At 64.2% G+C, this 26838-nt stretch carries 22 protein-coding genes; 7 read left to right on the forward strand and 15 right to left on the reverse strand.

Features of this window, described 5'->3' with window-relative positions; all coding sequences use genetic code 11:
• Positions 1–340: 340 nt before the first annotated feature.
• From BM075_RS09695 to BM075_RS09710, 4 genes are all read left to right on the forward strand, one after another.
• On the forward strand, positions 341–1072 hold the full coding sequence (locus BM075_RS09695) for a GntR family transcriptional regulator (protein WP_093360476.1): 732 nt from the start codon (positions 341–343) through the stop codon (positions 1070–1072).
• A gap of 151 nt (positions 1073–1223) precedes the next feature.
• On the forward strand, positions 1224–2045 hold the full coding sequence (locus BM075_RS09700) for an amidohydrolase family protein (RefSeq protein WP_093360477.1): 822 nt from the start codon (positions 1224–1226) through the stop codon (positions 2043–2045).
• A gap of 28 nt (positions 2046–2073) precedes the next feature.
• Positions 2074–3369, forward strand: coding sequence for an SLC13 family permease (locus BM075_RS09705; protein WP_093360478.1), 1296 nt, complete (start codon positions 2074–2076; stop codon positions 3367–3369).
• A 455-nt stretch (positions 3370–3824) separates the two neighbouring features.
• Positions 3825–5852, forward strand: a complete 2028-nt coding sequence (locus BM075_RS09710) for a M3 family metallopeptidase (RefSeq protein WP_093360479.1) — start codon at positions 3825–3827, stop codon at positions 5850–5852.
• Here the strand turns inward: BM075_RS09710 and BM075_RS09715 are convergent.
• Entirely contained in the window at positions 5821–6738 is a 918-nt protein-coding gene (locus tag BM075_RS09715) for a cation diffusion facilitator family transporter (protein WP_093360480.1), read from the reverse strand. The two genes, BM075_RS09710 and BM075_RS09715, sit on opposite strands and share 32 nt — an antisense overlap.
• A 91-nt stretch (positions 6739–6829) precedes the next feature.
• Positions 6830–7372 carry an SH3 domain-containing protein gene (locus BM075_RS09720; protein ID WP_093360481.1) on the reverse strand — a complete coding sequence of 181 codons (543 nt, stop codon included), beginning with the start codon at positions 7370–7372 and terminating at the stop codon, positions 6830–6832.
• 103 nt (positions 7373–7475) lie between these two features.
• Between BM075_RS09720 and BM075_RS09725 the strand changes: the two genes are divergently transcribed.
• Complete coding sequence (locus BM075_RS09725) at positions 7476–8462, forward strand: 2-hydroxyacid dehydrogenase (RefSeq protein ID WP_093360482.1); 987 nt, start codon at positions 7476–7478, stop codon at positions 8460–8462.
• A 147-nt stretch (positions 8463–8609) separates the two neighbouring features.
• Here the strand turns inward: BM075_RS09725 and BM075_RS09730 are convergent, their stop codons facing one another.
• Positions 8610–11018 (reverse strand): ligase-associated DNA damage response DEXH box helicase, encoded by a 2409-nt coding sequence (locus BM075_RS09730; RefSeq protein ID WP_093360483.1) that lies wholly within the window; start codon positions 11016–11018, stop codon positions 8610–8612.
• Positions 11019–11535: 517 nt separating this feature from the next.
• Between BM075_RS09730 and BM075_RS24140 the strand changes: the two genes are divergently transcribed.
• On the forward strand, positions 11536–12276 hold the full coding sequence (locus BM075_RS24140; protein WP_143089852.1) for an RAD23 family protein: 741 nt from the start codon (positions 11536–11538) through the stop codon (positions 12274–12276).
• Positions 12277–12620: 344 nt separating this feature from the next.
• On the opposite strand, the gene BM075_RS09740 is transcribed toward BM075_RS24140, so the two are convergent.
• Positions 12621–13583 carry an OmpA family protein gene (locus tag BM075_RS09740; RefSeq protein ID WP_093360485.1) on the reverse strand — a complete coding sequence of 321 codons (963 nt, stop codon included), beginning with the start codon at positions 13581–13583 and terminating at the stop codon, positions 12621–12623.
• 127 nt (positions 13584–13710) lie between these two features.
• The gene (locus BM075_RS09745; RefSeq protein ID WP_093360486.1) at positions 13711–15021 is read right to left on the reverse strand and encodes an ATPase; all 1311 of its coding nucleotides are present in this window, start codon (positions 15019–15021) and stop codon (positions 13711–13713) included.
• A 131-nt stretch (positions 15022–15152) separates the two neighbouring features.
• On the opposite strand from BM075_RS09745, the gene BM075_RS09750 reads away from it, so the two are divergent.
• Positions 15153–16778, forward strand: coding sequence for a glycosyltransferase family protein (locus tag BM075_RS09750; protein WP_093360487.1), 1626 nt, complete (start codon positions 15153–15155; stop codon positions 16776–16778).
• Here BM075_RS09750 and BM075_RS09755 read toward each other — a convergent pair.
• The 10 genes from BM075_RS09755 to cpaB form a co-directional block, all read right to left on the reverse strand.
• The gene (locus tag BM075_RS09755) at positions 16745–17248 is read right to left on the reverse strand and encodes an A24 family peptidase (protein WP_093360488.1); all 504 of its coding nucleotides are present in this window, start codon (positions 17246–17248) and stop codon (positions 16745–16747) included. The genes BM075_RS09750 and BM075_RS09755 overlap by 34 nt on opposite strands.
• Positions 17249–17255: 7 nt before the next feature.
• Complete coding sequence (locus BM075_RS09760; RefSeq protein WP_093360489.1) at positions 17256–18107, reverse strand: tetratricopeptide repeat protein; 852 nt, start codon at positions 18105–18107, stop codon at positions 17256–17258.
• A gap of 28 nt (positions 18108–18135) precedes the next feature.
• Positions 18136–18735 carry a tetratricopeptide repeat protein gene (locus BM075_RS09765; RefSeq protein ID WP_093360490.1) on the reverse strand — a complete coding sequence of 200 codons (600 nt, stop codon included), beginning with the start codon at positions 18733–18735 and terminating at the stop codon, positions 18136–18138.
• A 132-nt stretch (positions 18736–18867) separates the two neighbouring features.
• Positions 18868–19863, reverse strand: coding sequence for a type II secretion system F family protein (locus BM075_RS09770; protein ID WP_093360491.1), 996 nt, complete (start codon positions 19861–19863; stop codon positions 18868–18870).
• 9 nt (positions 19864–19872) lie between these two features.
• Complete coding sequence (locus tag BM075_RS09775; RefSeq protein ID WP_093360492.1) at positions 19873–20841, reverse strand: type II secretion system F family protein; 969 nt, start codon at positions 20839–20841, stop codon at positions 19873–19875.
• Between the two features lie 6 nt (positions 20842–20847).
• Positions 20848–22299, reverse strand: a complete 1452-nt coding sequence (locus BM075_RS09780) for a TadA family conjugal transfer-associated ATPase (protein ID WP_093360493.1) — start codon at positions 22297–22299, stop codon at positions 20848–20850.
• A 30-nt stretch (positions 22300–22329) separates the two neighbouring features.
• Positions 22330–23577 (reverse strand): CpaE/TadZ family protein, encoded by a 1248-nt coding sequence (locus tag BM075_RS09785; protein ID WP_093360494.1) that lies wholly within the window; start codon positions 23575–23577, stop codon positions 22330–22332.
• 310 nt (positions 23578–23887) lie between these two features.
• Positions 23888–24202: a hypothetical protein gene (locus BM075_RS09790; protein WP_093360495.1), complete on the reverse strand. Its 315-nt coding sequence runs from the start codon at positions 24200–24202 to the stop codon at positions 23888–23890.
• A 5-nt stretch (positions 24203–24207) separates the two neighbouring features.
• Entirely contained in the window at positions 24208–25611 is a 1404-nt protein-coding gene (locus BM075_RS09795; protein WP_093360496.1) for a type II and III secretion system protein family protein, read from the reverse strand.
• A 204-nt stretch (positions 25612–25815) separates the two neighbouring features.
• A complete protein-coding gene (cpaB, locus tag BM075_RS09800; protein ID WP_093360497.1) occupies positions 25816–26700 on the reverse strand; it encodes a Flp pilus assembly protein CpaB in 885 nt (294 codons plus the stop codon).
• Positions 26701–26838 lie beyond the last annotated feature (138 nt).

Below are 26838 nucleotides of genomic sequence, written 5' to 3' on the forward strand. Positions count from 1 at the left end.
CTGCAGCGGTTCGAGCGCGTTCGAAACTTGCGTCCGGGCGAAGGCGTCTATTGCCGTCACGCGCTCTTCGTCGTTTTTCGTCAGAAACAGAAACTCTACGCGACCATCATTGGCGGTTTGTCGAACGACATCCCCGGAGTCGGACAGCTTGCGAAGCATTCCACTGACGCTGGATTTATCAAGATGCGCCGAGGTCCACGATCACTTCAAAGGGACCTACGCAGCGAAGTCTGGACAGAAGGCCTCTACAGTTCTTCAGTTGTGTTCTTCTTCACTTCTATAACGAAGTGTTGACTTTGTTGCTGAATCGATTTAGCTCCTTCCTTGGGGAGGAGTGGCCGTGACATCACGTGACAGACTTGAGGAAGACAGCCGCCTGCCGGCGTATCTGCGGCTCCGCGACCGTATCGCTGAGCGCATTGCAGCCGGCGAGTGGACTGCGGAGGACGCGTTGCCATCGGAGAACATCCTCTCCCGTGAAGAGGGTCTTTCGGTCGGCACAGTGCGAAAGGCGCTGCAGCAGCTGGTTGCCGAAGGGCTTCTGGAACGCCGCCAGGGGGCGGGAACCTTTCTGCGCAAACCTGCCTTCGAGCCGACCCTTTTCCGATTTTTCGCGCTGCAGGGCGCAGATCGCACCAAGACGATCCCGGTAAGCCGCCTCGTTGCCCGCAGCGTGCAGAACGCTCCCGAAGAAGCTGCCGAGGTTCTCGGTACGACGGACTGCATTCGTATCGACCGTGTGCGGCTGCTGCAAGACCAGCCGATCCTTTCCGAAGAGATCTGGCTCCCGCGCGAACGCTTTGAAGGCATCGAGACCGTTCCAGAGGTTGAGATCGGTCCGTTGCTCTATCCCTTCTACCTCGAGCGATTTGGCGCCTTCGTCGCCCATGCCGAGGACGAGGTGAGTTTTGCCAGCCCGCCGAAGGCCGTTGCCAAGCGCCTGGGTCTTGCGGCCGGAGAGTTCGTCGCGGTGATCGAGCGCACGGCCTTTGGCCTCGACGGCAGACCAATCGAATGGCGCAGGTCGATGGGGCCTGCGCGCAGCTTCCGCTACCGAAGTCGCATCGGCTGACGACTTTCCTGGTCCGCGGCATCCTGCAACCGACCACCTCATAGGGCTCGCGCGCGTCCCTCGTCGCTCGCGCCCCGCTCCCTCGCCTCCTCCGTGGACCTCACCTTCCACGGGGCCGGCACACTATTGCGCACGACCAGAAGGATCCCGCATGACAACCAGCGCACTTATCACCGGCATTGACGCTCACGCACACATTTTCGATCCAGATGCGCCAATGGTTCCCGGCCGCCGCTATTCGCCAACGTACGTTGCATCGGTCACGGCGTGGCTGACCCATATGGAGACGGCAAAAATCAGTCACGGGGTCCTGATTCAGCCAAGCTTCTACGGAATCGACAACGGTCTGATCGCGGAGGCACTTGCCGAATACCCCCAACGCCTACGTGGGATTGCCGTGGTCGATCCGACCCTGACGGATGCCGCGCTGGAAAAGCTCGACGCGCAAGGCTTTGTCGGCGCACGGCTGAACCTCGTTGGGAAAGAGCTCGAAGACTATTCAAACGCTGCGTGGCAGCGCTTCTTTCGCCGTTTGGCCGAAATCGGCTGGCAGGTCGAGATCCAGCGCGCGTTCGAGGATTTCGCGTCCATTCTGCCCGCTATCGCACCTTCTGGTTGCCCAGTGATGATCGACCATTTCGGCCTGCCGAAGGGGGGGATCGATCTCGCGAACCCGGCCCACGTGGCGGTCCTCGACGCTCTACGTGCCGCGCCCGACGCCTGGGTGAAGCTCTCCGCCCCTTATCGCAGCAGCCAGACTGCCGTCCAGGCTGCCGCATCTCTGGTGCATCTGCGCAATGCTCTCGGCGGGATGGACCGCTTCGTCTGGGGCAGCGACTGGCCGCACACCCAGCATGAAACCGCCACCAACTATGCCGAACAGGTCGAGCGGCTGACAACCCTGGTCTCCCATCCTGCCGACCGGCACCGGATTCTCGTCGACAACCCGGCGGCGCTGTTCCGCTTCACTTGATACCGCCCACGAGACCAGGGAGGAAACCATGAGTCTCATCACTGTGCTGGCCATCGCCGCCGCCATCGTCCTGGGTTACAGGACACGCATCAACATTGGCCTCTTCGCCATTGCCTTCGCCTATATCATCGGGGCCTTCCTGATGGGGCTGAAACCCTCCGAGATCATCGCCATGTGGCCGTTGAAGATCTTCTTCGTGATCTTCTCGGTCTGCCTCTTCTACAGCTTTGCCATGACCAATGGCACGCTCGAGAAATTGGCCGGGCACCTGCTTTACGTCTGCCGCAACGCGCCCTGGATGCTCCCCTACGCAGTCTTCATGACCGCCACGGTGATCGCGGCAATGGGCGCGGGCTACTACACCGTCCTTGCCTTCATGGCTCCCATCACCTTGCTGCTTTGCCGACGCACCGGCCTCGACCTGATCCTTGGCGGCATGGCCGTGAACTACGGCGCACTCGGCGGCGCCAACTTCATGTCGAGCCAGTCGGGCATCATCTTCCGTGGTCTCATGACCAATGCGGGGGTCGACCCAAATACCGCCTTCGTCAACACCGTGTCGATCTTCCTCGCAACCTTCCTGCTGCCGTTGGTTGTGATCACGCTTCTGCTCTTCGTGACCGGGAAACGAAACGGGCCGATTGGACAGATGGAAATCGACCGGCCCGATCCGCTGGATCTCAAGCAGCGCCAAACCCTGTGGCTGACGCTCACCATGATGGCGATCGTGCTCGCTGCGCCGTTGGCGAACCTTGCCCTGCCGCAAAACGAGACGGTCCACTTCATCAACTCGAAGATTGACATCGGGCTCATCGCCAGCGTTTTTTCGATTATTGCGCTCATGCTGAAGCTCGGAGACGAACGCAAAGCCATTGCGTCGTTGCCCTGGCCGACGTTGATCATGATCTGCGGCATGGGCATGCTGATCTCGGTGGCGATCAAAGCCGGCACCATTGACGAACTTGCGGCCTGGATCAGCGGAACCATCCCGCCTGTCCTCGTGCCGCTCAGCTTCGGAATCGTGGCGGCAATCATGTCGCTTTTCGCCTCGACATTGGGAGTGGTCACGCCTGCACTTTTCCCGATGGTACCGCCATTGGCAGCGCAGCTCGGGATCAACCCGATGCTGATGTTCACAGCCATCGTGGTGGGCGCACAAGCGACATCGATTTCGCCCTTTTCCTCGGGGGGCAGCCTGATCCTCGGTTCGGCGCCGGATGCCGAGATGCGCAACAGCCTCTTCTCCCGGCTGCTACTGCGCGCAGCGCCAATTGGCTTTATCTCAGCCATGCTGCTCAACGTGGCGCTGACCTTCTTGCTCTGACGGCGAGCAGTCCTGGGCGTCGCTGCAAGACGCGCGCCCGGGACTATATCTCTTCGCTATCCAGATCCCCGGCCAAGGTGCCGATACAGGCCAAGAGAGCCCCCGCGCTTCGGCAAACGGCGCCCCAAAACTTTAATCGCTTCCATGACTCCCCGCATGCGCGAAGCGCCCTGTTCCTCAGGACGTCGAGCCAGCGCATCTCCCGGTGGCGAAGCTTTTCCAAACAGCACTGCCTTCGGCTGTCCTCTCTGTTAAATCCATATCCCGGAAAGGTGACTGGGTTCCTCCCTGACGTCAGGCCGAGACGGAAGACCTTGCTCTCTGCGACGGGACCGGCGCCCCGGGGGTATTTGCGCCAACAAGAAGACCGGGAGCGGCCCGTCGCGCATCGCATGTCTCTCAGAGTTTGTTTTCTGCCTCTGCGGTCCCTAGCTATGCGGTAAAAGGAGATCGCCATGACGAACCCATTGCTGGCCGAACGCACTCAGCCTTTCGAGCTGCCGAATTTCGATGCCGTGACGGACGGGGATTTTGCCCCGGCCTTCGAGACGGCCCTTGCGGCGGCGCGCGCCGAGATCGATGCCATCGCCCATTGCCCCGAACCCGCGACATTCGCCAACACGATCGAGGCGTTGGAACTGGCAGGGAAGGAGCTGAGCGATGTGCTTTCGGTGTTCTACCTGCTGTCCAGTGTCGATTCGACGCCCGAGCGCGAGGCGTTGCAGCGCGATTTCTCGCCGCGACTTGCCGAGTATTCGACCGACGTCGCCCTGAACGAAGCGCTCTATGCCCGGGTGGAGGCGCTCTGGCAGCAGCGGGAAGACCTGGGGCTGACGGAAGAACAAAACCGCGTGCTTTACCTTTCGCACCGCAGCTTCCTCCGTGCGGGGGCGGCTCTGGACGAGGAGGGGCGGGCGCGACTGCGCGAGATCAATACGCGGCTGGCGGAACTGGGGACGTCCTTCGGCCAGAACCTGCTGGCGGATGAGCGGGACTGGTTCATGGACCTCGACGCTGCGGCGCTGAAAGGCTTGCCTGCGTTCGTGGCCGATGCCGCCCGCGCTGCCGGCGAGGAGAGGGGCGCGGAGGGGCCGATCGTGACGCTCTCGCGCTCGCTGATCGTTCCGTTCCTGCAGTTCTCGCCCCGTCGCGACATGCGCGAGAAGGCCTACGAGGCATGGACCTCCCGTGGCGCAAATGGCGGTGAGACGGACAACCGTGCCCTGGCGGCCGAGATGCTGCGCTTGCGGGCGGAGCAGGCGGCATTGTTGGGGTACGACTCCTATGCGGCTTACAAATTGGAAACCGAAATGGCCCGCACGCCCGAGCGCGTGCGCGAACTCCTGATGGCGGTCTGGGAACCCGCGAAGGCCCGCGCGGATGGCGATGCCGCCTGGCTGGAGCGGATGCTGGTGGCCGACGGGGAGGACATGCCGCTGCGGCCGTGGGACTGGCGCTACTACGCCGAGAAACGGCGCAAGGCGGAGCACGACCTGGACGAGACCGAGCTGAAACCCTTCCTGCAACTCGACCGTATGATCGAAGCCGCCTTTGCCTGCGCGACACGCCTGTTCGGGCTGGAGTTCTTGCCGCTCGACGTGCCCTTGCACCATCCGGACGCGCGCGCTTGGGAGGTCCGGCGCGACGGACAGCACCTGGCGGTTTTCATAGGCGACTACTTCGCCCGGTCCGGCAAGCGGTCGGGCGCATGGTGTACGGCGCTGCGCAGCCAGCAGAAGCTCGCTGGCGACATCCGCCCGCATGTGCTCAACGTCTGCAACTTCGCCAAACCCGCCAAGGGTGCGCCGGCGCTGCTCTCCTACGACGATGCGCGCACGCTGTTCCACGAGTTCGGGCATGCGCTGCACCAGATGCTCAGTAACGTGACCTACGAAAGCATCTCCGGCACCTCGGTGTCCCGCGATTTCGTGGAGCTGCCGAGCCAGCTCTTCGAGCACTGGCTGGAAGTGCCCGAAGTGCTTGCCGAGTTCGCCACCCATGCGGATACGGGCGAACGCATGCCCGAGGAAATGCTCGAGCGCGTCCGCGCCGCGGCGATCTTCGACATGGGGTTCCAGACGGTCGAATACGTGGCCTCCGCCATTGTCGATCTGGAGTTCCACGACGGTCCGCCGCCGGCGGACCCGATGCAGAAGCAAGCCGAAGTGTTGGAGCGGATCGGCATGCCGGAGGCCATCCGCATGCGCCACGCCACGCCGCATTTCGCGCATGTCTTCTCGGGCGGCTACTATGCCTCGGCCTACTACAGCTACATGTGGTCGGAGGTCATGGACGCAGACGCTTTCGCCGCCTTCGAGGAGGCCGGAAGCCCGTTCGACCCGGAGACGGCAGAATCGCTGGAGGCCAACGTCCTCTCGTCGGGCGGATCGCAGGAACCGGACGTGCTCTACCGGGCGTTTCGCGGGCGACTGCCCGGCGTGGAGGCGCTGCTCAAGGGGCGGGGGCTTGCGCCTGCGGCCTGAGCGCGCCGGGGTCCCGGACGGGATCGTGGTGGATGATGACATCGGCCTGGGGGTAGGCGCGCAGGATCGCGTGCCGCAGCCCGGCGCCAATGTCATGTGCTTCCGTCAGCGGCAGGCGCCCGTCAATCTCCACATGGATGTTGACGAAGAGCCGATGGCCGGACGAACGCGTCCGAAGGTCGTGAAACCCGTTCAGGCCCGGCCAGGTTTCGGCAAGGGCCGCGATGTTGGAGACGATTTCGGGATCTGCTTCCCGGTCCATCAGCGCGTCCCAGGCCCCGCGTCCGATTCCAAAAGCCCCGACCACGAGCAAACCTGCCGTGGCGACGGCCACGGCGCTGTCGATGGACGTCAGGCCGAAGTGGGCCGAGGCCCAGAGCGACAGGATGGCGCCGACGTTGGGGATCAGGTCACTCAGGTAATGGAGCGAATCCGCGCTGACGACGCGGCTGCCGGTTCGACGCGTGACATACCGCTGCCAGACAAGGAGTGCGACGGTAAGCAGGATAGAGATGACCATGACGGTGATCCCCTCCCGTTCAGCGTCTAAAGGCGGAGGCGTGTGGCTCATCAGCCGTCCGATCCCTGCGGCCCCGATGACCCCGGCCGCGACGATCAGGAACAACGCTTGCCCGAGCGCGGCGAGGTCTTCGGCCGAACTGTGCCCGAATCCGTGGTCCTCGTCTGGCGGGCGGGCCGCGTAGAGGATGGCGGCCAACCCGGCGAGCGACATCATCAGATCGATCGCGCTGTCGGCGAGAGAAGCGGCAATTGTCAGGGCCCCGGTCGCGCCGAGAGCCCAGAGCTTCAGGCCCACGAGCGTAAGGGCCACACTCAGGGATGCCGCGGCGGCGGAGACATTGAGGCGTGTGTTCTGAGCAGTCATGGGAGCGCGCGTGGAAAGGACGCGCCCTCCCTATCCCGAAGTCTCCTCTGGGTGCAATGGCGGGCGCGTGCGTGCCTACATTCTGGCCGTGCTACTCCCGGACCTCGCCGGCATCCACGCCCCACAGGCTGGCCTTTCGCGCCCAGCCCTTTTCCCCGTCGGCCGAGATTCGGCACCAGTCCACCGAGCATTCCCCCAGCCGCGCGATCACCCCGAGTTCGGCACGGGCCACCACCGGCGAATTCTCGGAGGCCTGCGCGTGCAGCGCCAGCATGTCCTGCTCTACCAGCACCGTTCGCACGCCCGACAAGAGGGAATAGTGCATCCAGCCGCCGGCGCCGTCACGGTCGCGCACCCGCCGCCAATGGCCGAATTCGGCTGTCACCTGCAGCGGCATGGCACGCCGCTTGTAGACCCAGTCTATGCGATGGCTGAGGGAGGGGCCGCGGCGTGCGTTCCCCTCTGCCGACTTCAACGACACATAGCGCGGCAGCGGCAGGTTCGTGACAGAACCGCGCAGCGGCTCAGTCTGATCGGCCAAAGCCTGGCCGCAGACAGCCGCATAAACGACGCTGATCGTTGCAAGAATCCGAAACAGGCCCCGGAGCCGGGGCGCCCGTACCTGAAAATCCATACCGTTTTTTACCGCTCGTATCTGGGGGGTGCTTGTCGCCCGCTGCTTTGGCGGCCAATGTGCCAGTCAGCAGGATCGCAGGGAAGATGTGAGGAGGGTTTCCATGACCAAGCAGCGGCTCAGTGTTGTCGTGACGCGACGGTTGCCGGAGGTGGTGGAGGCCCGGCTGGCAGAACTCTTCGATGCCGAGCTTTGCACCGAAGACAGGCCCATGAGCCGCGACGAGCTTATCGCCGCGATGTGCCGCGCAGATGTTCTGGTCCCCACGATCACGGACCGCATCGATGCCGCGATGCTCGCCCATGCCGGTGAACGCGTGAAGCTGATCGCCAATTACGGCGCCGGGGTCGACAACATCGATGTCATGAGCGCCCGCCAGCGGGGGGTCCTCGTGACAAACACCCCCGCCGTTGCCACCGAAGACACCGCCGACATGACAATGGCGCTGATCCTCGCCGTAACGCGCCGCATTCCGGAAGGACTGGCGGTCATGCAGGCCGGGCGCTGGAAGGGCTGGGCGCCCACCGCCTTCCTCGGCGGCCGGCTCGGAGGGCGGCGCCTGGGGATTCTCGGCATGGGCCGGATCGGGCAGGCCGTCGCGCGGCGGGCCAACATCTTCGGCATGCAAGTGCACTATCACAACCGCCGCCGCCTCCGTCCCGAGGTCGAGCAGGAACTCGGCGCGACCTATTGGGAGAGCCTCGACCAGATGGTCAGCCGGATGGACGTGATTTCCGTGAACTGCCCCCATACGCCGTCGACCTTCCACCTGATGAATGCCCGACGACTGAAGTTGATGAAACCCACTGCCGTCCTTGTGAACACATCTCGCGGCGAGGTCGTGGACGAGAACGCCCTCACGCGGATGCTGCGGTCCGGTGAAATCGCTGGCGCGGGGCTCGACGTCTACGAACACGGCGCGGAGATCAATCCGCGGCTGCGGGACCTCGACAATGTCGTCCTGCTTCCCCAGATGGGCTCCGCCACCGTCGAAGGCCGGATCGAGATGGGAGAGAAGGTCATCATCAACATCAAGACGTATGATGACGGCCACCGCCCGCCCGATCTCGTGGTGCCGTCCATGCTCTGACCCAGGCCGAGCGCTACCTTCGGGCGCCGGAATTGGGTATTTTTACCAACAAGAAGTATGGGCGCGCGCCCGGGGCTTCTTGTTGGTAAAAATACCCCTTTCGGGACATATCCGCCAAGATCAGCCGGTCGTCATTGGCCGTACGGGTCAGTCCTGAAGGCCTGCCACCTGCATGAGCCGCGCGGCCTCTTCGGCCACCAGGCGTTCCTGTCCGGCGCCCGCCACCGGCACCTTTCCGACTTCCAGCAACATCGGCGCGGCCAAGGGGCTAACGCGGTCCAGGCGTATGAGGTCGATGCGCCCTTCGATACGCTCGATCATGTGCTCGATCCGTCCGAAGTCCACCAGGCCACGCATGGCCTCTTCCCGTGTAATCTGCATCAACAGGTGGTCGGGGTCGTACCTGGCGAGCGTGTCGTAGAGGATGTCGGACGAAAAGGTGGCCTGCCGGCCATTCTTCCGAGCAGAGGGTGTATTGCGCTCGATCAATCCGGCGATCGTGGCGCTGGCCCGGAAGGTTCGCTTCATTACTGCGTTGCCTGCCAGCCAGGTTTCGAGGCCGTCGAGCAGCGTCTCCCGAGCGAAGAGGGCGGCTGCGTCGCGAAGCGGCTCTAGCCCCCAGATCAGGGTGGCATAATCTGTCGCGACGAAGCCGAGCGGGTTCAGCCCATTGTCTTCCATCCGCCGTGTCAGCAGCAGGCCCAGCGTCTGTTGCGCGTTCCGGCCGGCGAAGCCGTAGACGCAGGTGTGTTCGCGCCCGTCGTGGGGAAAGCTCTCGACCAGCAGCCGGTCACGGCGGGGCAGGCGGGACACGTCGCGTTGTAGTTTGAGCCAGTCCCGGGTGTGCTCTGGCAACTCCGGCCAGTCCTGCTGCTGAAACATCCTCAGGATCCGGTCCTGAAGGCGGGTGGAACTGGCGAACTTGGTTCCCATGAAGACTGCGACCTTGGGTTTGCGGGAGGCGTGTCGCGTGACTTCGACCGTCAGTTCCCGCAGGCCTTCGTAGCGCACGATCTGGCCGCCAATCAGGAATGTGTCGCCCGGCGTGAGGGAGGCTGCGAACCCTTCCTCCACTTCGCCGAGGGGACGCCCACCGCGGCCCTTCAGGCGGACCTTGAGCGTGTCGGTGTCCTGAATGGTGCCGATATTCATCCGGATGCGCTGCGCGGCGCGGGGGTCTCGCAGGTGCCAGTGTCCATCGGGGCGCTGTTTTAGTCTTTGCCACCGGTCATAGGCCCGCAGGGCATATCCGCCGGTCGCGCAAAAGCTCAGGCAGGCGTCGAACTCTGGCCGGGTGAGATTTGCGTAGGGGCCTGCTGTCGTCATCTCGGCGAACAGGTCGTCGGCGGAGAATGGTCCGGCGCAGGCGGCGATCAGGATGTGCTGGCAGAGCACGTCGCGGGGGCCGGGTCCGCGAGGCTCGCCGTCGAGGTCGTGCTCCATCACCGCCTCGAGCGCGGCCTGGCATTCGACGATCTCGAAGCGGTTGGCTGGTACGAGGAGCGCCTTGGAGGGCGCGCTGTAACGGTGGTTGGCGCGGCCGATCCGCTGCACCAGCCGCTTGACGTTCTTGGGCGCGCCGACCTGGATTACGAGGTCCACGTCGCCCCAGTCAATGCCGAGGTCGAGGGAGCCGGTGCAGACGATGGCCCGGAGGTCTCCGGCCACCATCGCGGCCTCCACCCGTTCGCGTTGTTCGCGGGCAAGGGAGCCGTGGTGGATGCCGATCGGCAGGCCCTCTTCGTTGGCGAGCCACAGGTGGTGAAAGAAGATCTCCGCCTGGGCGCGGGTGTTGTGGAAGATCAGCGTCGTTCGGTGGCGACGCACCTGCTCCAGCACGGCCGGGATGGCATGGACGCCGCCGCCGCCGGCCCAAGGTGGGGGGGTGTCGGTTTCCAGCATGGCGATGTCCGGAGCTGGGCCCGGATCGGCCTGGAGGATCTCCACCGGGTCGGGGTGGCGCGCCATGAAGCGGCCGATGGACTCCGGGTCGTCGACGGTGGCCGAGAGGCCGACGCGGCGCAGGCCGGGGGCGAACTTCTCGAGCTGGGCGAGGGCGAGCATCAACTGGTCACCCCGCTTGGATTCGGAGAGCGCGTGGATCTCGTCGAGGACGACGCGGGAGAGGCCGGCGAACATCTTTGGGGCGTCCTCGTAGGAGGTGAGGAGCGCCAGCGACTCGGGGGTGGTCAGCAGGATGTGGGGTGGGTCGGCGCGCTGGCGCTTCTTTCGGCTGGCCGGGGTGTCGCCGGTGCGGTCCTCGATCCGGATCGGCAGACCCATCTCGGCGACCGGGATCGAGAGGTTACGGCGGATGTCGGCGGCCAGCGCCTTGAGGGGGGAGACGTAGAGGGTGTGGAGCCCGGCGTGCGTTCCGTCGGCGAGTTCGATCAGGCTGGGGAGGAAGCCGGCCAGGGTCTTGCCGCCGCCGGTGGGGGCGACGAGCAGCAGGGCGGGGGCGTCGGCCCGGTCCAGCATGGCCTGCTGGTGCGGGTGGACCTGCCAGCCGCGGGCGGCGAACCAGTCCGCGAAAAGGGGAGGAAGGGGGGCGGGCATGGGGGCACTGTAGCCTCGGGGGGCGGGGGCATCCATATCTGGGTGGGACAGGCTCCGTCCCATGCGTGGGACGGGCGGTGGGATGAGGGATTTCAATGGGTTGCGGGGGCGGATTAACGAATTGTTCAGACGTGGCAGGCGGTCCGGGGGGCGTGTCGGCGGAGAAACGCGCCGTCCCGTCCGCGCCACGTCGGTCTGCGGGCCGAGCGCAAGACCCTTCCCGCTGACACGCTTAAGCGCTTTTCCGACCTCACAGACAGTCGTTGCAAGGGAGGGATCTTGACCGCTGGCAACCTGACATTGGGCACGGCGGCCGGGACGAATCTCATCCCAGCGGACGAAGCAGCCGGAGCGCCTGCAAAGCTACCTGTGGTTGTGCATGGCGCTCGGACCGCGCGCGGGGATTGTTGGATGCGACAAATAACTGTAGTGTCGACAGCTAAATTCGGTTCACGGTGCGCCGGCTGAAATCCAGCTACAATCGGTCCGGCCTGCCAAGGGTGTGTTAGGGGGGGAAATGCGACTGCTCGTCATCACTTCGCTGGTCGCTGTTGTGGGGTGCGCACAGACGTCACGACAAGCGTCCGAAATCGAGTTCCTGGAGCAACTCGACTCCCGAATTGAGACGGACAGCGAATGCGATTTGCGTTCGTACATCAGGTCTCAACCCTGGGCGCTGCAAAGAAACGATGAGCTTGCCGAGGTTCTGAACCAATTTCTTTCTCAGTCGCGACACTCCTGCGCTGCGGGAGGCGCAACCGGTTCAGACGGCGGCGCCACGTCCCAATTGAGAGAGGCGCTCTCGACGATTGAGCCGGGGGCCAGTGAATCCTCCGTTCCGGCAGGCCGGAAGCCGGTTTCCAGAAACACACCAATTGATACCGCTCCTGCGGGCACTGCAGGCACGACCCCGCCGACGGCACCGTCCCGTGGATCGTCCACGCCGCCAAGCGCGACACCAGTTTCCGACACAGCACCAGTAGCTACCGATCCTGGGGGGAATTCACGCCCCACGACGCCGCCGGCAAAATCCGTGGATCAGCCGACTGGCAGCGATCGGAAAAGTGATACGGAAGACACCTCGTCCGACGGTCAGGGCACGTCCGAAGACACGGGCAGCTCGAAGGGCAAGGGCAACTCCGAAGACAAAGGCAATTCCAACGGCAAGGGCGGCTCCAAGAGCAAGGACAGTTCGAAAGACGAGAACAAGTCCAAGGGCAATGACAATTCCAAGGGGAATGGGAACGCTAAGAAATAGCGTGCGGTCCCGTTAACGAGGTCAAAACGGCATCTTCGCTCGCCCCCCGGGGGGGCAGTCTCCAAGGCACGCTACAGTCGGATCGTAGCGCCGCCTTCCTTGTTGCAGCGCGGCTTTCGGTCAAACCGATGTCTTTGTTTCAGGCGCGCGTGCCCGATGGGGAGACATTCTGGACTGGGCTTTCCTCAGCGTCTCGTCACACGGTTGTCGACTGGCGGCTTCCGGGGTGACGGCACGTCCCAAGACCCAACTTTACCGGAGCCAATTCGTGCGGGTGGCATTCGATTGACTGCCGCGCGGCCCGGGCTGGTCGCCCGGGTTTGGCTGTGTGGGGTGGGGCGGCGTTACTCTGGCAGGCGTTCCACCAGCTCGACGCGGCGGTTCATTTGCCGGCCGGCGTCGTTTTCGTTGGAGGCCAGCGGCGCGAGCGGGCCGACGCCGCCGGATTGCAGGCGCGCGGGGTCGATGCCGTAGCTGTCGGTCAGCGCCTGGACGACGGCGGCCGCGCGGTCGGCCGAGAGCTTGAGGTTCATCTCGAACCCGCCGGTGTCGTCAGTGTGCCCGACGATGTAGAAGGTGCCGTCGCGATCCTGCAGCACGCTGGCGATGGTCTCCAGGGAGCCGGCCGAGCTGGGCCGGATGACGGCGCTGCCGGTGTCGAACTGGACGCCGTAGAGGATTGCCTTGCCCGCGTCCTCGATCTCGGAGGTGAGGCTCTCGGCGCTGATCGTCACGGTATCGTCGGCCATGGCCGCGGCGGTCGCCTCCTCCATCATGTAAATCCGGGCCTGGCGGCTCATGATCAGGGTAAAGACGGTTTCCTGCCCCTGCTGCGTGCGCTTGGCGGAGATGTAATGCGCGGGAAAGATGGCCACTTTCTGCACGTCGAGCGCGGCGTTGCGCTGAGGGGCGTCGATGCGGGGATAGCCGCGGTTTTGCAGTCGGTTGGCCTCGAAGACCGCGGTGAGGGCCTTCTCATCGGGCGAGAACTGCGGCATGTCGGCATTGACGAGCAGGGTGAAGCCCGCCTCCTCGAGCGCGCGTTCGAAGCTGCGCTGGATCTCCAGCGGGGCCTTGCCTTCCGGCCAGCGGGCGACGCCGACGCGGAGCTGGCCCTCGATGGCGTCCGTTTCGGAGGCGGCACCGTCGAGCTTGGTCAGATAGGTGAGCCGGTCGAATTCGACGGCGTGTTGCGCGATGTAGTCGGACCCTGCGAAGGGCTGGACGACGGTCGCCTCCTGCGCGGCAACGGGCGCGGCGGCCAGAAAGAGTGCGGTAGCAAGGGCGAGGCAGGGTCTTCCGGGCATCAGTCGTCGCTCCGTTTGCGGGGAGGGGAATGGTGCGGTGATCCCCGAAAGCTAAGCCGGCGGGGCGGCACGTCCAGCGGCGGCGGGCCCGGGCCCTGCCAAGGACCGCGGGCTGTGACGGCGCGCCTCAGTGTTCGATATGCTCTTCCTTGACGAACATGTTCTCCCATGCCCGGTCGATCAGTTGCGGCGTCATCTGCCGCGGGATGCCTTCGAAATCGCAGGTGGCGATCATCTGGTCGATCAGGAAGATCGGCTGGTAGTTGGCATAGACGTTGTCGATGGTGGGATACTTGTGCTTGAGCAGGTGGATCAGCGCGTCCTGGTCCAACGGCATCTTCCGCTTCTTCGCGACCATGGCGAAGATCTTCAGGAAGTCCTCCTGATCCGGCCCGTCGATCTTGATCTTGAAGAAGATCCGGCGCAGGGCCGCCTTGTCGAAGATCTCGTTGGGGTGGAAGTTGGTGGAGAAGATCACCAGCGTGTCGAACGGCACCTCGAACTTCTCGCCCGATTGCAGGGCAAGGATGTCGCGGCTCTCCTCCAGCGGAACGATCCAGCGGTTGACCAGCGCCTGCGGCGGTTCCGCCTGGCGGCCGAGGTCGTCCACGATGAAGATGCCGCCGGTCGACTTGAGCTGCAACGGCGCCTGGTAGGTGCGCGCGGTGGGGTTGTAGACGAGGTCCAGCATCGAGAGCGACAGCTCACCGCCGGTCACCACCGTTGGCCGCTCGCAGCGCACGTAGCGCGTGTCGAACCGGTTGTTGGAGCGGCGCAGGACGGTGGGGTCGTCCACCTGCTCCTCGGCGGCGGTGTGCACGATGGGGTCGTAGACGGTGATGACCTGGCCGGCGTATTCGATCGCGCGCGGGATGTAGATCTTGTCCCCCATGGCGTCGCGTATGCCGTTGGAGATGGAGGACTTACCGTTGCCCGGGGGGCCGTACATGAGGATCGAGCGGCCAGCGGATACCGCCGGGCCGAGCTGGTTCAGCAGGTCCGCCGGCAGGATCAGATGCCCCATGGCGGCGGTGAGCTGGTCCCGGGTGATCTGGATGTTGCGGATCGACTGGCGCTTCACCTGTTCGGCGTAGACCTCCAGCGGGACCGGCATGGCGCCGTAGTACTCCGACTGCGACAGCGCATCCAGCGCCCGCGCCTTGCCCGCGTCGGTAAGCTGGTAGCCCATCTCGGTGCCGGAGTTGGCCAGCAGGGTGCCCGTCGCCTCGATCAGCTTCTGCTCGCGCCCGATGTCGACCAGTTCTTGCGCAACCGGGACCGGAAGGCAGATGGCACGCGCGATTTCGCTGACCTGTTCGGCATTCTTGCGGAACATCGTTTTCAACACGATGTCCCGCATCATGACGAGCGGGAGCTTCATTTCTTCAAGCCGCCGCGGCGCCGGCGGCGCCACCACATTGCCGATTTCCACGTTCATGACGTCACTGGTCCATTCGCCTCATGCATTTTTGCCGATTTCGCCCGGAATTCGACATTAACGCCTGTCATTGCACAGACAGTCGCAAAACTGCCGCGCTATTGTGGCCAAAAAATGGAAAGAGAGCAGTGATGAAAAGACGGGACGCGGCCCTGCTGGGGGCCTTCCTTGTCCTGGTGTGGGCGGGGCTGAGCGCGGTGCTTTTGGCGAAGGGCGGGATCTACATCGCCAAGCACGACGGCGACACGGTCCACCTGTTCGACATCGTGTTACGGGAAGCCGCGGGGGAGTGGCCGCATCTCGATTTCATGACCCCGCTGGGGTACTTGGCCACCGCCCCCATCGCCCTGTTCGTGGCGCTCGGATTTCCGGCGGGGATGGCATTTCTGCTGGGGCAGGTGCTGGTCGGTGCGATTCTGCTGCTCCCGGTCTGGTGGGTGGGGGTATCCCGGTTGCAGACCGCCTGGGCAATGGTCCTCGGTGCGATCTGCACGGTTCTGGCGCTGGCGATGGTGCATGGAGAGCCGGAGCCGTTGCTGTCGGTCTCAATGCATTACAACCGGTGGGCCTGGGCGCTGGCGTTCCCGGCGATCGCGACGGCGATCCTGGAGCCGGTGAACCGACGCTCGCAGGTGGCGGACGGGTTGGTGATAGGCCTTGCGGTGATGGCTCTCGCGCTCATCAAGGTCACCTATGTGGTTGCCTTCGCGCCAACGATCCTGGTGGCGCTGCTGTTGCGGCGCGCGTGGATGACGATTGGGGTGGCGTGCCTTGCGGCTCTGGCCGGTGTGGCCGTTCTGACGCTGGCGGCGGGCCCGGCATTCTGGCCGGCCTACCTGGAAGATCTGCTGACGGTCGCGACATCCGAAAGCCGCCGCCGGCCCGGACACAAGCTGACCGGCGTGGTGGCCGCGCCCGCCTATCTGGGCGGGTCGTTTGCGGCGGTGATCAGCGTCATCCTGCTTCGGCAGGCGGGACGGGCAAGGGAGGGGCTTTTGCTGCTGCTGCTGCTCCCCGGGTTTTTCTACGTGACCTATCAGAACTACGGCAACGACCCCCAGTGGCTCTATCTGCTGGCGGTGCTGCTGTTCGCGTTGCGTCCTCCGGCCGGCACCGTGAACGCGATGGGATGGGATATGCGGCAGGCAGTGTCGTTGGCCGGTGCCTCTGTCCTGATGCTCGGTCTGCCGTCCGCGTTGAACCTAACCTTCAGCCCGTTCCGCCACCTCGCGGTCGACGTGTCCAATCACGACGCGCTGTCCGAAACCTTGGCAGACGTTTTTGTGAAAGCTGAAACGACTGTTCAGGCTTGGGGGATGGTCGAGCTACCTTTTGCGCGGGAGGAGGCGCCGGACGGCGGAGAGGACGCCGAAATTGCGATATTGAACGGCGAGATCCTTCCGAATTGCGAAGTTCTCAGTGGCCTCAGGGTGGCATACGCAGGCATCGCCAAGGACCTGGAGGCAGCCGGGTACAGAGGCGCGGCGATCTACAAGGCGGACCTGCTGTCTGGCCTCTGGCTATTCGGGGATTTCAAGCGGCTCAAAGGGGCGGCGCCTTGGCTGTACGACGGACTTCCGGGAATTGACGCGGCAGACTATGTGGTGGTGCCGCTCTGCCCGGTGTACTCGAAAAGCCGTGCCGGCGTTCTCAAACATCTGGCGGAGGAGGGCTATGGGCTCACAGAGGTTCGCCGGACGCCCAATTACGTGCTGCTAGAGCTTCAGGCGCCGGCGGCGGCTCCGAGCGAGAGGTAGATGATCAGCAGGCTCCCCAGGGCGAGGCCCATCGGGAAATCCTTGCTGCGCTGCCAGCTCTCCCAGTGAGGCACGGCCGCGCGGACCGCTGGCATCGCCCGGGCAGCACGGTGACAGGCGAAGGCGACGATCACGAGGACCGCGAAGAGATAGCAGACGATGGCAAAGTCGCCGAGCGCGATGAAGGGCGCCATTGCGGCCGCGAATTTCGCGTCCCCCGCGCCGAGGAGGCCCGCCATGTTCATCAGGAACCCGATCACAAGGATGACCGCCAGGTGCAGCCAGCGCCAGGCGTAGACGTCGAGCGGCAGGACGAAGAGGCCCACGACGGCGTAAACCGCCACGAGGGCGGCCACTGCCTTGTTGGGGATCTTCATAAAGGCCATGTCGTTCCAGGCCACCCACAGACCGATGGGAACCGCGAAGGGCAGGAACCACGTCGCGGCGCTGGCCGATATCTCCAGGCTCATCGTTGCCTTACTCGGCGGGCCCGAGCGCCTCGAGGCTGTTCACGGCCGCCTCGAAATGCTGCGGGTTGGTGTCGATCGCGTCCTGCAGAAGCGAGCGGCCGATGCTGACGTCGCCCTGCTTGATCGCGGCCAGCGCCATCGTGTGGAGCAGTTGCGAGCGTTCCACCTGCGTCATCTCGAAGATCGGCATCTGGTAGTTGCGCTGCGCGCCGCGGGCCAGGATCAGGTTGTTCTTGGCGGTGAAGAGGCGCGGATCGTACTGGATCGCCTCGCCGAAGAGCCGCTCGGCCTCCCGGTAGTCGCCGCGGCTGAGCTTGGAATAGCCCCAGTTGTTTAGCACGGAGGAGGGCTTGGTGGTCAGGCCGACGGCGGTTTCATAGAAGCTGTCGGACTTCTTCCACTCCTCGTTCTTGTCGGCGATCATGGCCTCGAGCTTGTAACGGTCGAACGTCTCGTAGGTCGGCGGCACGGCGTCGAGCACCTGCTCGGCCCGGTCCCAGTTGCCCGCGCGGATCAGCGCGTCGGCGTAGTCGACCTGGTCGGCGTTCGTCGCCTCGGGGTGCTTGACGACCTTGGACCAGGCGGCGGCGGCCTCGGTGTTGTGCTTGGCGCGCACGAGGCTCTTGGCGAGGTTACGCTGCAGGTCGATCCGGTCGGGATGCTCCGCCGAGGTCCGTTTGAAATAGTTCACCGCCTCGTTGGCGTCCGCGACCGACAGCATGATGTCGCTGAGGTCGTTGTCCTCGATGGCGTTGACGGACTGGATTGCCCGGTCGACTTCGCTTTCCTTGTTTTTTTCACAAGCGGAAAGGGCCACGGCGCTGCCCAGGCACAGCATGAGTAGGGTAGGTCGGCGCATTTTTGCGTCCTTTACTGCTCGATCTGCCTCAGGGTGTGCTCAGGATGCGGTATGTGCCGCTCCCCCGGCGCACCAACTCGAAGGTATTCGTGTTTTCTGCAGTGTAAGCAGGATTCTGCAAATTTTCGAGCGCGGCGCTCAGGTTTTCGCGGATTTCGGCACTTTGGCCACTGTCGAGCGCGAAGGCGGTCTGGAAGACCCGCGCGGCCTCGCCGACTTCGCCGCGTTCCACGAGAACGACGCCGAGGTTGTTCCAGGCGGGCGCAAATGTCTCGTCCTCTTCGATGGCGCGGCGTAGGAGCTTCTCGGCCTGCCCGAGGCGCCCGAGCTTTAGGTTCGCGGAGCCGAGCGCGGAGAGCACGTCGACGTTCAATCCATAATCGGCGGCGGCCCGCAGGTATTCCTTCAGCGCGAGTTCGTACTCGCCGGCTTCCATCAGCCGGTGGCCGACGACGAGCCCGTCGACGGCGGTTTCCGTTCCCTGAACCCCCTTTGGCAGGGCCGGACCCTGGTTCAGCGGCTGCAGGCGCTCGTCGTCCTTGTCGCACGCAGACACGGCGAGGCAGAGCGCACAGACGAGGGCAGACAGGCGCTGCGTGGGGCGGCCCTGATGGCGATTAGCTGGCATCGTGGGACACTTTTGCCCGAACGCGTGGCGTCTCCAAGGGGGCTTCGGGAACGATTGCGCGATGAGGGCGAGGTGTGGCAAATGCGACGCCGCGCCCGGGTGCATGGGCGCGGGGGCGCGGTGCGTGTGACCTCAGAAGTTCGAGGCGGAGAGCGTCTGGACGATCTGGTAGATCGACGGGCCGATGAGGATGATGAGCAGAGGCGGCACGGTGAACAGCATCGTCCCGAGCGTCAGCTTCGTCGGCAACACGTTGGCCTTTTCCTCGGCGCGCATCACCCGCTTGTCTCGCATCTCCGATGCATAGACCCGCAGCGCCTCGGCGATGGACGTGCCGAAGCTGGCGGACTGGATCAGGACCGTGACGAAGGAGGACACGTCCGGGACGCCCGCGCGTTCGGCCATGTCCTTGAGAACCTGCACCTTCTCCTTGCCGGCCTTCATCTCGTTGGCGACCGTCTCGAATTCATCGGCCAAAGCGGGGAAGCCTGCGCGGAGTTCCTTGGAGACACGGACGATCGATTGCTCAAGCGACTGACCCGCCTCGACGCAGACGAGCATCATGTCCAGCGAGTCCGGGAAGCCGTTGGTGATCTCCTGCTGCCGGTTCTGTAGCCGCCGATTCACCCAGTATTTCGGAATGTAGTAACCGATGCAGCCCGGAATGAGGACCGACAGAACGAGGGCGTGAGTCGTGATCTCGCCGGTGGCGGAACTCACGATAGCGTAGAGGACCCCGAACAGGAGGAAGGTGATCCCGAGCGCGAACTGGGCGAAGTAGAACGTCCGCACCGCGGATTTGGAGCGATAGCCGGCCCGCAGCATCTTCATTCGGGCCGAGCTCATCTCTTCCTCGTCCTGCGGTTCGAGGAAGTTGGCGTACTTGTCCAGCTTGGCCGTCTTGCCGGTGTCGTAGCGCAGGGCTGCCTTGCCGGTCTTGTCGTTGCTCGCGGACCGGTGGTGCGAGGTCTGCGATTTCAGCTTGTCCAGGGGGTCCGCCTGGCGCTTGAGCAGGACCGGAAGCGTCAGCAAGATCAGCAGCAGGCCGAGCGCGCCGACGGCGTAGAGTGGGCCGAGTTCGCCGAAGCGATCGATCAGCCAGTCGTTGGCGGCGATGAGGAGTTCCATGGATGCCTCTCAGACCTTGATGTTGACCATGATCTTCATGAAGATCACATTGATGACGAGGAACGTCCCCACGACGAGGCAGGCCGGGATGAACACGGCGGTGTCCTTCACGTCCGCGTAGTAGTCCGGCTGGATCACGTTGATGCCCACGAGGGCGAGAATGGGGAAGACCGACAGGAACATCCCAGACCACTTCGCCTCCGCCGTGATCGCCTTGACGCGGCGGAACAGCTTGAAGCGGGCCCGGATCACCTTGGCCAACCCGTCGAGGATTTCCGCCAGGTTACCGCCTGACTGCTGTTGGATCGTCACCGCCACCGCGAGGAAGCGAAGGTCCTGCATGTCCATCCGCTCGGCAAGCGACTTCAGGCTTTCGGATATGTCCCGTCCATAGGCGCTCTCGTCGGCGATAACGCCGAATTCGCTGCCCAGCGGGTCCGGTACTTCGCGGGCCACGATGTTGACGGCGGAGGAGAAGGGATGGCCGACGCGCAGGCTGCGCACCATCAGCTCCACCGCATCCGGAAGCTGCTCCTCGATCAGGCCGAGGCGCTTCTTGGCCTTGTTGTTGACCCAGACGTAGACGCCGCCGACACCCATGGCCAGCGCCACCACGACGCGCACCGCGAGGCCCGCCTCCGTCGCCACGGTCAGACCGACGAAGGCCACGCCCGACAGCACGCCCATGACCATCATGAGCTGGTTGGGTGAGAAGGCGATGTTGGCCTTCTGTGCCTTGTCCGCCAGGATCGAGTAGAGCGGAATGCCCCGGGAATTGACGTGCTGGCTCATCTCCTTGCGGAGCTGTTCGAGCACTTCTTCGCGCCCGCCGCCCTTTTCCAGGAGTTCGAGCCGGCGGTTGACCTTGTTGTTCAGGCTGATCGATTTGCCGAACGCGGTGAGGTAGAGCCCCTCGACCAGGACCAGGACGGCAACGAAGATGAGTCCGTAGATAAGCGGCTCGGCCGAGATCTGCATGTGCGTTTACCCCACGATCGGTTCGTAGATAGCGGCGGGCAGGTCGTAGCCCCACTGCTTGAACCGTTCCGAATAATAGGAGCGGACGCCGGTGGCGTTGAAGCGTCCGAGGATCTTGCCGTCGGACTGGAGCCCGAGGCGTTCGTAGCGAAAGACCTCCTGCATGGAGATCACTTCGCCTTCCATGCCGGTGATTTCAGTGATCGACACCATACGGCGGGAGCCGTCCTGCAGGCGGCTGGCCTGCACGATGAGGTTGACGGCCGACGCGATCTGGCTGCGCACCGCCTTCAGCGGCATCTCGATGCCCGCCATGGCGATCATGTTTTCCAGACGGCTGACCGCGTCACGGGCGGAGTTGGCGTGGATCGTGGTCATCGAGCCGTCGTGGCCGGTGTTCATGGCCTGCAGCATGTCGATCACTTCCTCGCCGCGCGTCTCGCCGACGATGATGCGGTCCGGGCGCATCCGGAGCGCGTTCCGCAAACAGTCGCGCTGGCTGACACGGCCCTTGCCCTCGACGTTGGCCGGCCGGCTTTCCATTCGGCCCACGTGGGTCTGCTGGAGCTGGAGTTCCGCGGTGTCCTCGATGGTCAGGATTCGTTCGGAGTTGTCGATGAAGGACGACAGCGCGTTGAGCGTTGTGGTCTTACCAGAGCCGGTCCCGCCCGACACGATCACGTTAAGGCGCGTGGCGACGGCGGCCTGGAGATAGGCGGCCATCTCCTCGGTAAAGGCGCCGAAGCGGACCAGATCGTCGACGCCGAGCTTGTCCTTCTTGAACTTCCGGATCGAGACCAGCGACCCGTCGACCGCGATCGGCGGCACCATCGCGTTGAAGCGCGATCCGTCCGCAAGGCGGGCGTCGACGTAGGGGTTCGATTCGTCCACGCGCCGGCCGACGGCGGAGACGATCTTGTCGATGATCCGCAGGAGGTGCTTTTCGTCCTTGAAGGTGATGCTGGACAATTCCAGCTTGCCGGACCGTTCGATGAAGATCTGCTTGGGGCCGTTGACGAGAATATCGTTGACGGTGTCGTCCTGCAGCAGCGGTTCGAGAGGGCCGAGGCCCTTCACCTCGTCATAGAGTTCCTGGTTGAGCTTGGCGCGCTCGTCCTTGTTCAGGACGACGGCCATCTCCTCCAGCCCTTCGGAGGCAATGGCGGCGATCTCTTGCTTGAGGTCCTGATCCGACGCCGTTTCCAGCGCGGCGAGGTTCAGGTTGTCCAGCAGCAGCTTGTGCAGCTCGACCTTGATCTCGGAGAGGCGCTCCTTGCGTTTCGCCTCCTTGTCGACGGGCGCGGGCTGGGCCGCGACCTTTGCCTTGGCAGGGGGCGTGGTCTTGCGGGCGACCCGTTCCACCGGCTTTTGCGCGGCAGCCGCCGTTGCGGCCGCTGCGGCGGCGGTGGGAGGCGGCGCGTTGGAAGATTGGGAAGGTTTTTTGTATCTGGAAAACATTCTGACTCTGGCCTCAGTAGGGGAATGTCGTCAGCCTGCCTCGACCTCGCTCGCGATAAGTTCGTGCAGCGAAGCGGCGACCTTGGCGATTTCCTTGCGGAGCGGGTTCTTTCCCGCGTTTTCGGACAGGGGCAGGCCGTGGTCGCAGGCCTGGGAAATCTGTTTCTGCCCGTCGGGGAGCATCAGTTCGATGTCGATATCGAGGCTCTCGGCCATGCGCTTCACGCGGGCCTTGCCTTGCAGGTCCGTGTAACGCGGCGAGCGGTTCAGGGCGAACCGCATCTTCTCGTAGGGCAGATCCTCGCTTTTCAGCAGGCGCACGAACCGCAACGCGTTCTGGGCCGACCGCATGTCGAGTTCCATCACTGCGAAATAGACGTTCGCGTGACCCAGGACCGTTTCCGTCCAGGACACGAGGGTCTTGGGCATGTCGATCACGACCACGTCGAAATTGGCGCGGGCCATGTCGAGCAGGGCGGCAATATCGTCCGGGCCGACCAGATCCAAGGGCAGCATGTCCGCGGGGGCGGTGAGCACGTGGAGCCGCTCGCCGAACACCTGCATCGCCTGCAGGAAGCTCTCCGTGTCCATCGTCGGGATGTCGGACAGCAGCTCGTAGACGAGGTCGCGGCGCGGCAGGTCGAGGTAGGTCGAGGTTGAGCCGGTCTGGAAATCGAGATCGAGCAGGCAGACGCTGGGCCCGTTCTTCTTGTCCTTGATGGCCAGTTCCCAGGCCAGGTTAACCGCGAAGGTGGTCGCGCCGACGCCGCCCGCAAGCCCGTGCACCGCGAAAATAGCACCTTCGCGGCCGGTCTGGGTGCCGTGTGCGAAGGATGCCGGATCGCCGGGTGGCATCATGGGGCGTGGATCGGGCACGCGCAGGCGGGCGATGGCCTCGCGCAACGCGCCTTCGGGCAGGGGATAGGGCAGGAAGTCCGTCGCGCCGGATCGCAGAAGGCGGTGGAGAACGGAGGGGCTCACGTCTTCGGCGATCACGATGACCTTGACCCCGCGATTGCCGGCCATGGTGATCAGTTCGCCGATCCGGACCAGGTTCCCCTCGTCCTGGGCGTTCATCGCGATGGCGAGAAACTCCAGCGCGTCCGCATCGGGTTGTTCGAGAAAGGCGATGGCATCGTCGAAGGAAAGGTCCCCCCAGCCCTCGCCAAGCTCCGTTTCCATATCCTCAATCAGCAGATCGAAGTCCTGGACGTCGCGGCTGACAGTGCAGGCGACCACGGGGGCGGGCTCAGTTTGCAATGCCACACTACTTGTCATACGTCTCTCGCCCTTCATCAGAAAACGCGCCCGGTCCGGCTCTCGCAAAGGCCGTTTGGTTCGCGAAAAGGCCCCGGCAGCGTCGCTCGTGCCTGCGTACCGCACGCACTACTCCTGAGCGTCTGTTTGTTAGGAAAACCGGGCGAAAGTGAGGCCACATTGTCGAATTTGTGCGAATATGACCCCCTGTGGTCGGGGAACGGAGCTTCTGTTTCTGAGCGCGAACAAGTGCGGGACGGGGCGCCAAAACGCCGACGGCGCCGCCTTTTCAGACGACGCCGTGACCGTAGGTAGGTTGGTGGTGGTGGTTCTAATTGCTGATCCGCGCCGACCGGATGATGGCTGGCGGAGTTTCCGTCGCACTGTCCACGGCCTCCCGGTAGGCGAAGAGAGCGTACTTGCCGTCCTGCCGGCGACCCGGGCAAGCCGCGGAAAGCGGCTGGCCGTATTTCTCGATGGTCACCGGGGTGACCTTCCGGCAGGTCATGGCGAGCTGATTGTTCATCGTCGCGTTGCCGAATTCGCCCTGGTCGAGGAAAGCGCCGGCTTCCTCGTTCCAGTACGAGACGCAACCGGACAGGACGAGCGCGGTGCCGAGGGCGGCAAGGGTGAGGGGGGTTTTCATCTCTCTCACTCCATCACGTAGCCGTAGGAACCGGTGAAGTCCTGCCGGGCTACCTCGCCGGCACCGCCGGTGATGGGCCGACTGGTCACCGCCGTGATGCCCCGCATGAACAGCTGGTTCTCGGAGGGAGGGCGGACACGGTCGGTCGGCAGTGCGAGGGCATCGCCCCGTGTCGGCGTCACGAGGTGCGCCGTGACGATGATGACCAGTTCGGACTGCTCGCGCTGGTAGTCCGCGCTGCGGAACAGCGCGCCGAGCACCGGCACATCGCCGAGCCACGGAACCTGGGTCGAGAGGTCGGCGAAGTCGTCCTGCAGCAGGCCGGCGATGGCGAAGCTTTCGCCGTCACGCAGTTCCACGGTGCTCTGGGCGTTGCGGGTGGAGAAACCGGAAATCGAGAAGCCCGCGTCGGTGATGCCGATCGACGTGTCGATCTGGCTGACCTCGGCCTTCAGGTTCAGGTTGATGTTCTCTCCGATGACCCGCGGCGTCATGTTCAGCACGATACCGAAGGGTTTGTAGAAGACGGTAACATTCCCGTCGTCGTCCCGCGAGGGCACCGGGTACTCGCCGCCCGCCAGGAAGCTGGCCGCCTGGCCGGAGAGCGCGGTGAGGTTCGGTTCCGCAAGGGTCCTGACGAAGCCTTTGGATTCAAGGGCTTCGATGAGAACTGCGAATTCGACGTCGCCGTAGCCGAAGCCGACTTGTAGCGCACCCGAGGTGTCGGCGTCGAGGATCACGCCATCGGACGTGTCGCCGAGGTAGGCGCCGGTGCCGCCTTGGTAGCCGATGCTGCCGTTGTCGGCGGTGCCCTTGAGCGAGGTGGAGAAGCCGAGCGATTTGCGAACGGACCGGCTCATCTCGGCGAACCGGACCTTCATCATCACCTGTTGCGTGCCGCCGACCATCATCAGGTTGGACACCCGATCCGGGGCATAGCGATTCGCAAGGTCGATCGCCCGGTCGATGGCCTGGGCGCTGGTGACGGTCCCCGACAGCACAATGCCGTCGTTGGCGGGCCGGACCTCGATGGCCTCTCCGGGCAGAACCTCCCGGAGCCGCTCCTTCAATTCGCCGACATCGGCGGTCACCTGGACCTCGACGTTGGTAATCAGCGATCCGTCCGGCGCGAGAAGCGTCAGCGTCGTCCGGCCCGGCGCCTTGCCGAGGACATAGATCGACTGCTCCGAGAGCGTCGAGATGTCAGCAATGCCGGGGTTTGCGATGGAAAGTTCGGCGAAAGCGATGTCGCTTTCGACCACTACGGCCCTGTTCATGGGGACCTTCAGGGCACGTTGGACCGTGCCGCCAGAGACCCGCAGGGTCTCGGCCATTGCCGGGGGAACATAGGCTGCACTGGCAAATGCAAGGCCGAGAAGACCCGCTCGCACAAGCGTCTTGACTGTCATGGTGACCCTGCCTCTCGATCACGTCAATTAAGCGGGTCTTCCGCCCGCATCTCGGGCCACAGTGCATTCGATTGCAATTTATTGCAAGAATCAGGGCGTTGTGGAGGGAATCTTATGTAGTGAACCCGCAACAGTTTTCAGACTGTCGCGGGCTCACATAAGCAGGGCAGAGGGGTGCGGCGCGCTGTTCCGGCGCCCGGGCCGTCAGTTGACGCAGGGGATTTCCTGTTCGATCACCTCGGCACCGCGGCGGATCTTGGTCGTGCAGACCTGCTTTTGCAGGATCACCTCGGGCGCCTTGTCCACCAGGCCCAGCAGTGCTTTCTGATCCACCTGGCTCACTTGCGCCACGGTATCGTCCTTCGCGCCGACGAGCGACAGGGTCAGCCGGCCAGTGGACTGCGCCTGCGCCAGGGCCGCGACCTGCTGCGGCGACGCTTCGATCGTCACGGTGCGCGCGATGACGGGAGACACACGTGCCGTGTCCGAAATCTGGTCCACCGCGATCAGCTTGACGTTGGTCTCGATCAGCTTGGTGATGTCGCCGTAATTCTGCGAGTTGGTCGAGGCATTGCCCGTCCAGTAGACGTCCACCCGGTCGCCCGGCCGCAGGAAGCCGGACACGCCGGAGGTCACGTCGACGCGGATCGCGAAGGCCCGCATGCCCTTGCTGAGCCGCGACGTGATCCCGGCATCCTCGCCCGGCTCCGTCACCTTGGAGGCCAGCAGCGGCTCGAAGGTTTTCATCGAATCGATCACGAAGCGATCCGGCATGCCGGTGGGAAACAGCAGGTTGGCGTCCCGCACGTCGGTATCCTCGAACTCGGACACGTCGCGCACGAAGGCGCCGGCGGGCACGCTGTCCTTCTGCCAGCGCACCCACTTTACATCTTCCTTCGTGAGTTCCTGGCCATACTCCTTGTCCGACAACATCACGACGACGTCCACCATGGGCGGCGCATCTCTCTGCGCGGCCAGCAAGGCATCCCGTTCCGCGCTCATGTTCGACATGAAGTTTTGCGCCGTATAGACAGCGAAACCGGCAAGCGCGATGCCGACGACAAGGACGATTGCAAAGATGATCCGCATGTCGTGCCCTTTCCCGTATTCTTTCTGGCAGGTCTACAAAATGCTCCTGCGCCAAGGCTGTTTCGACCTTCGTTCAGCAATGAGGCAGAAGCGTGGCCGCTGGATGGAGCGGTCGTGAAACTGTCGACGCTCCCGGTG

Source organism: Tropicimonas isoalkanivorans (assembly GCF_900112335.1).
Classification (GTDB): Bacteria; Pseudomonadota; Alphaproteobacteria; order Rhodobacterales; family Rhodobacteraceae; genus Tropicimonas; species Tropicimonas isoalkanivorans.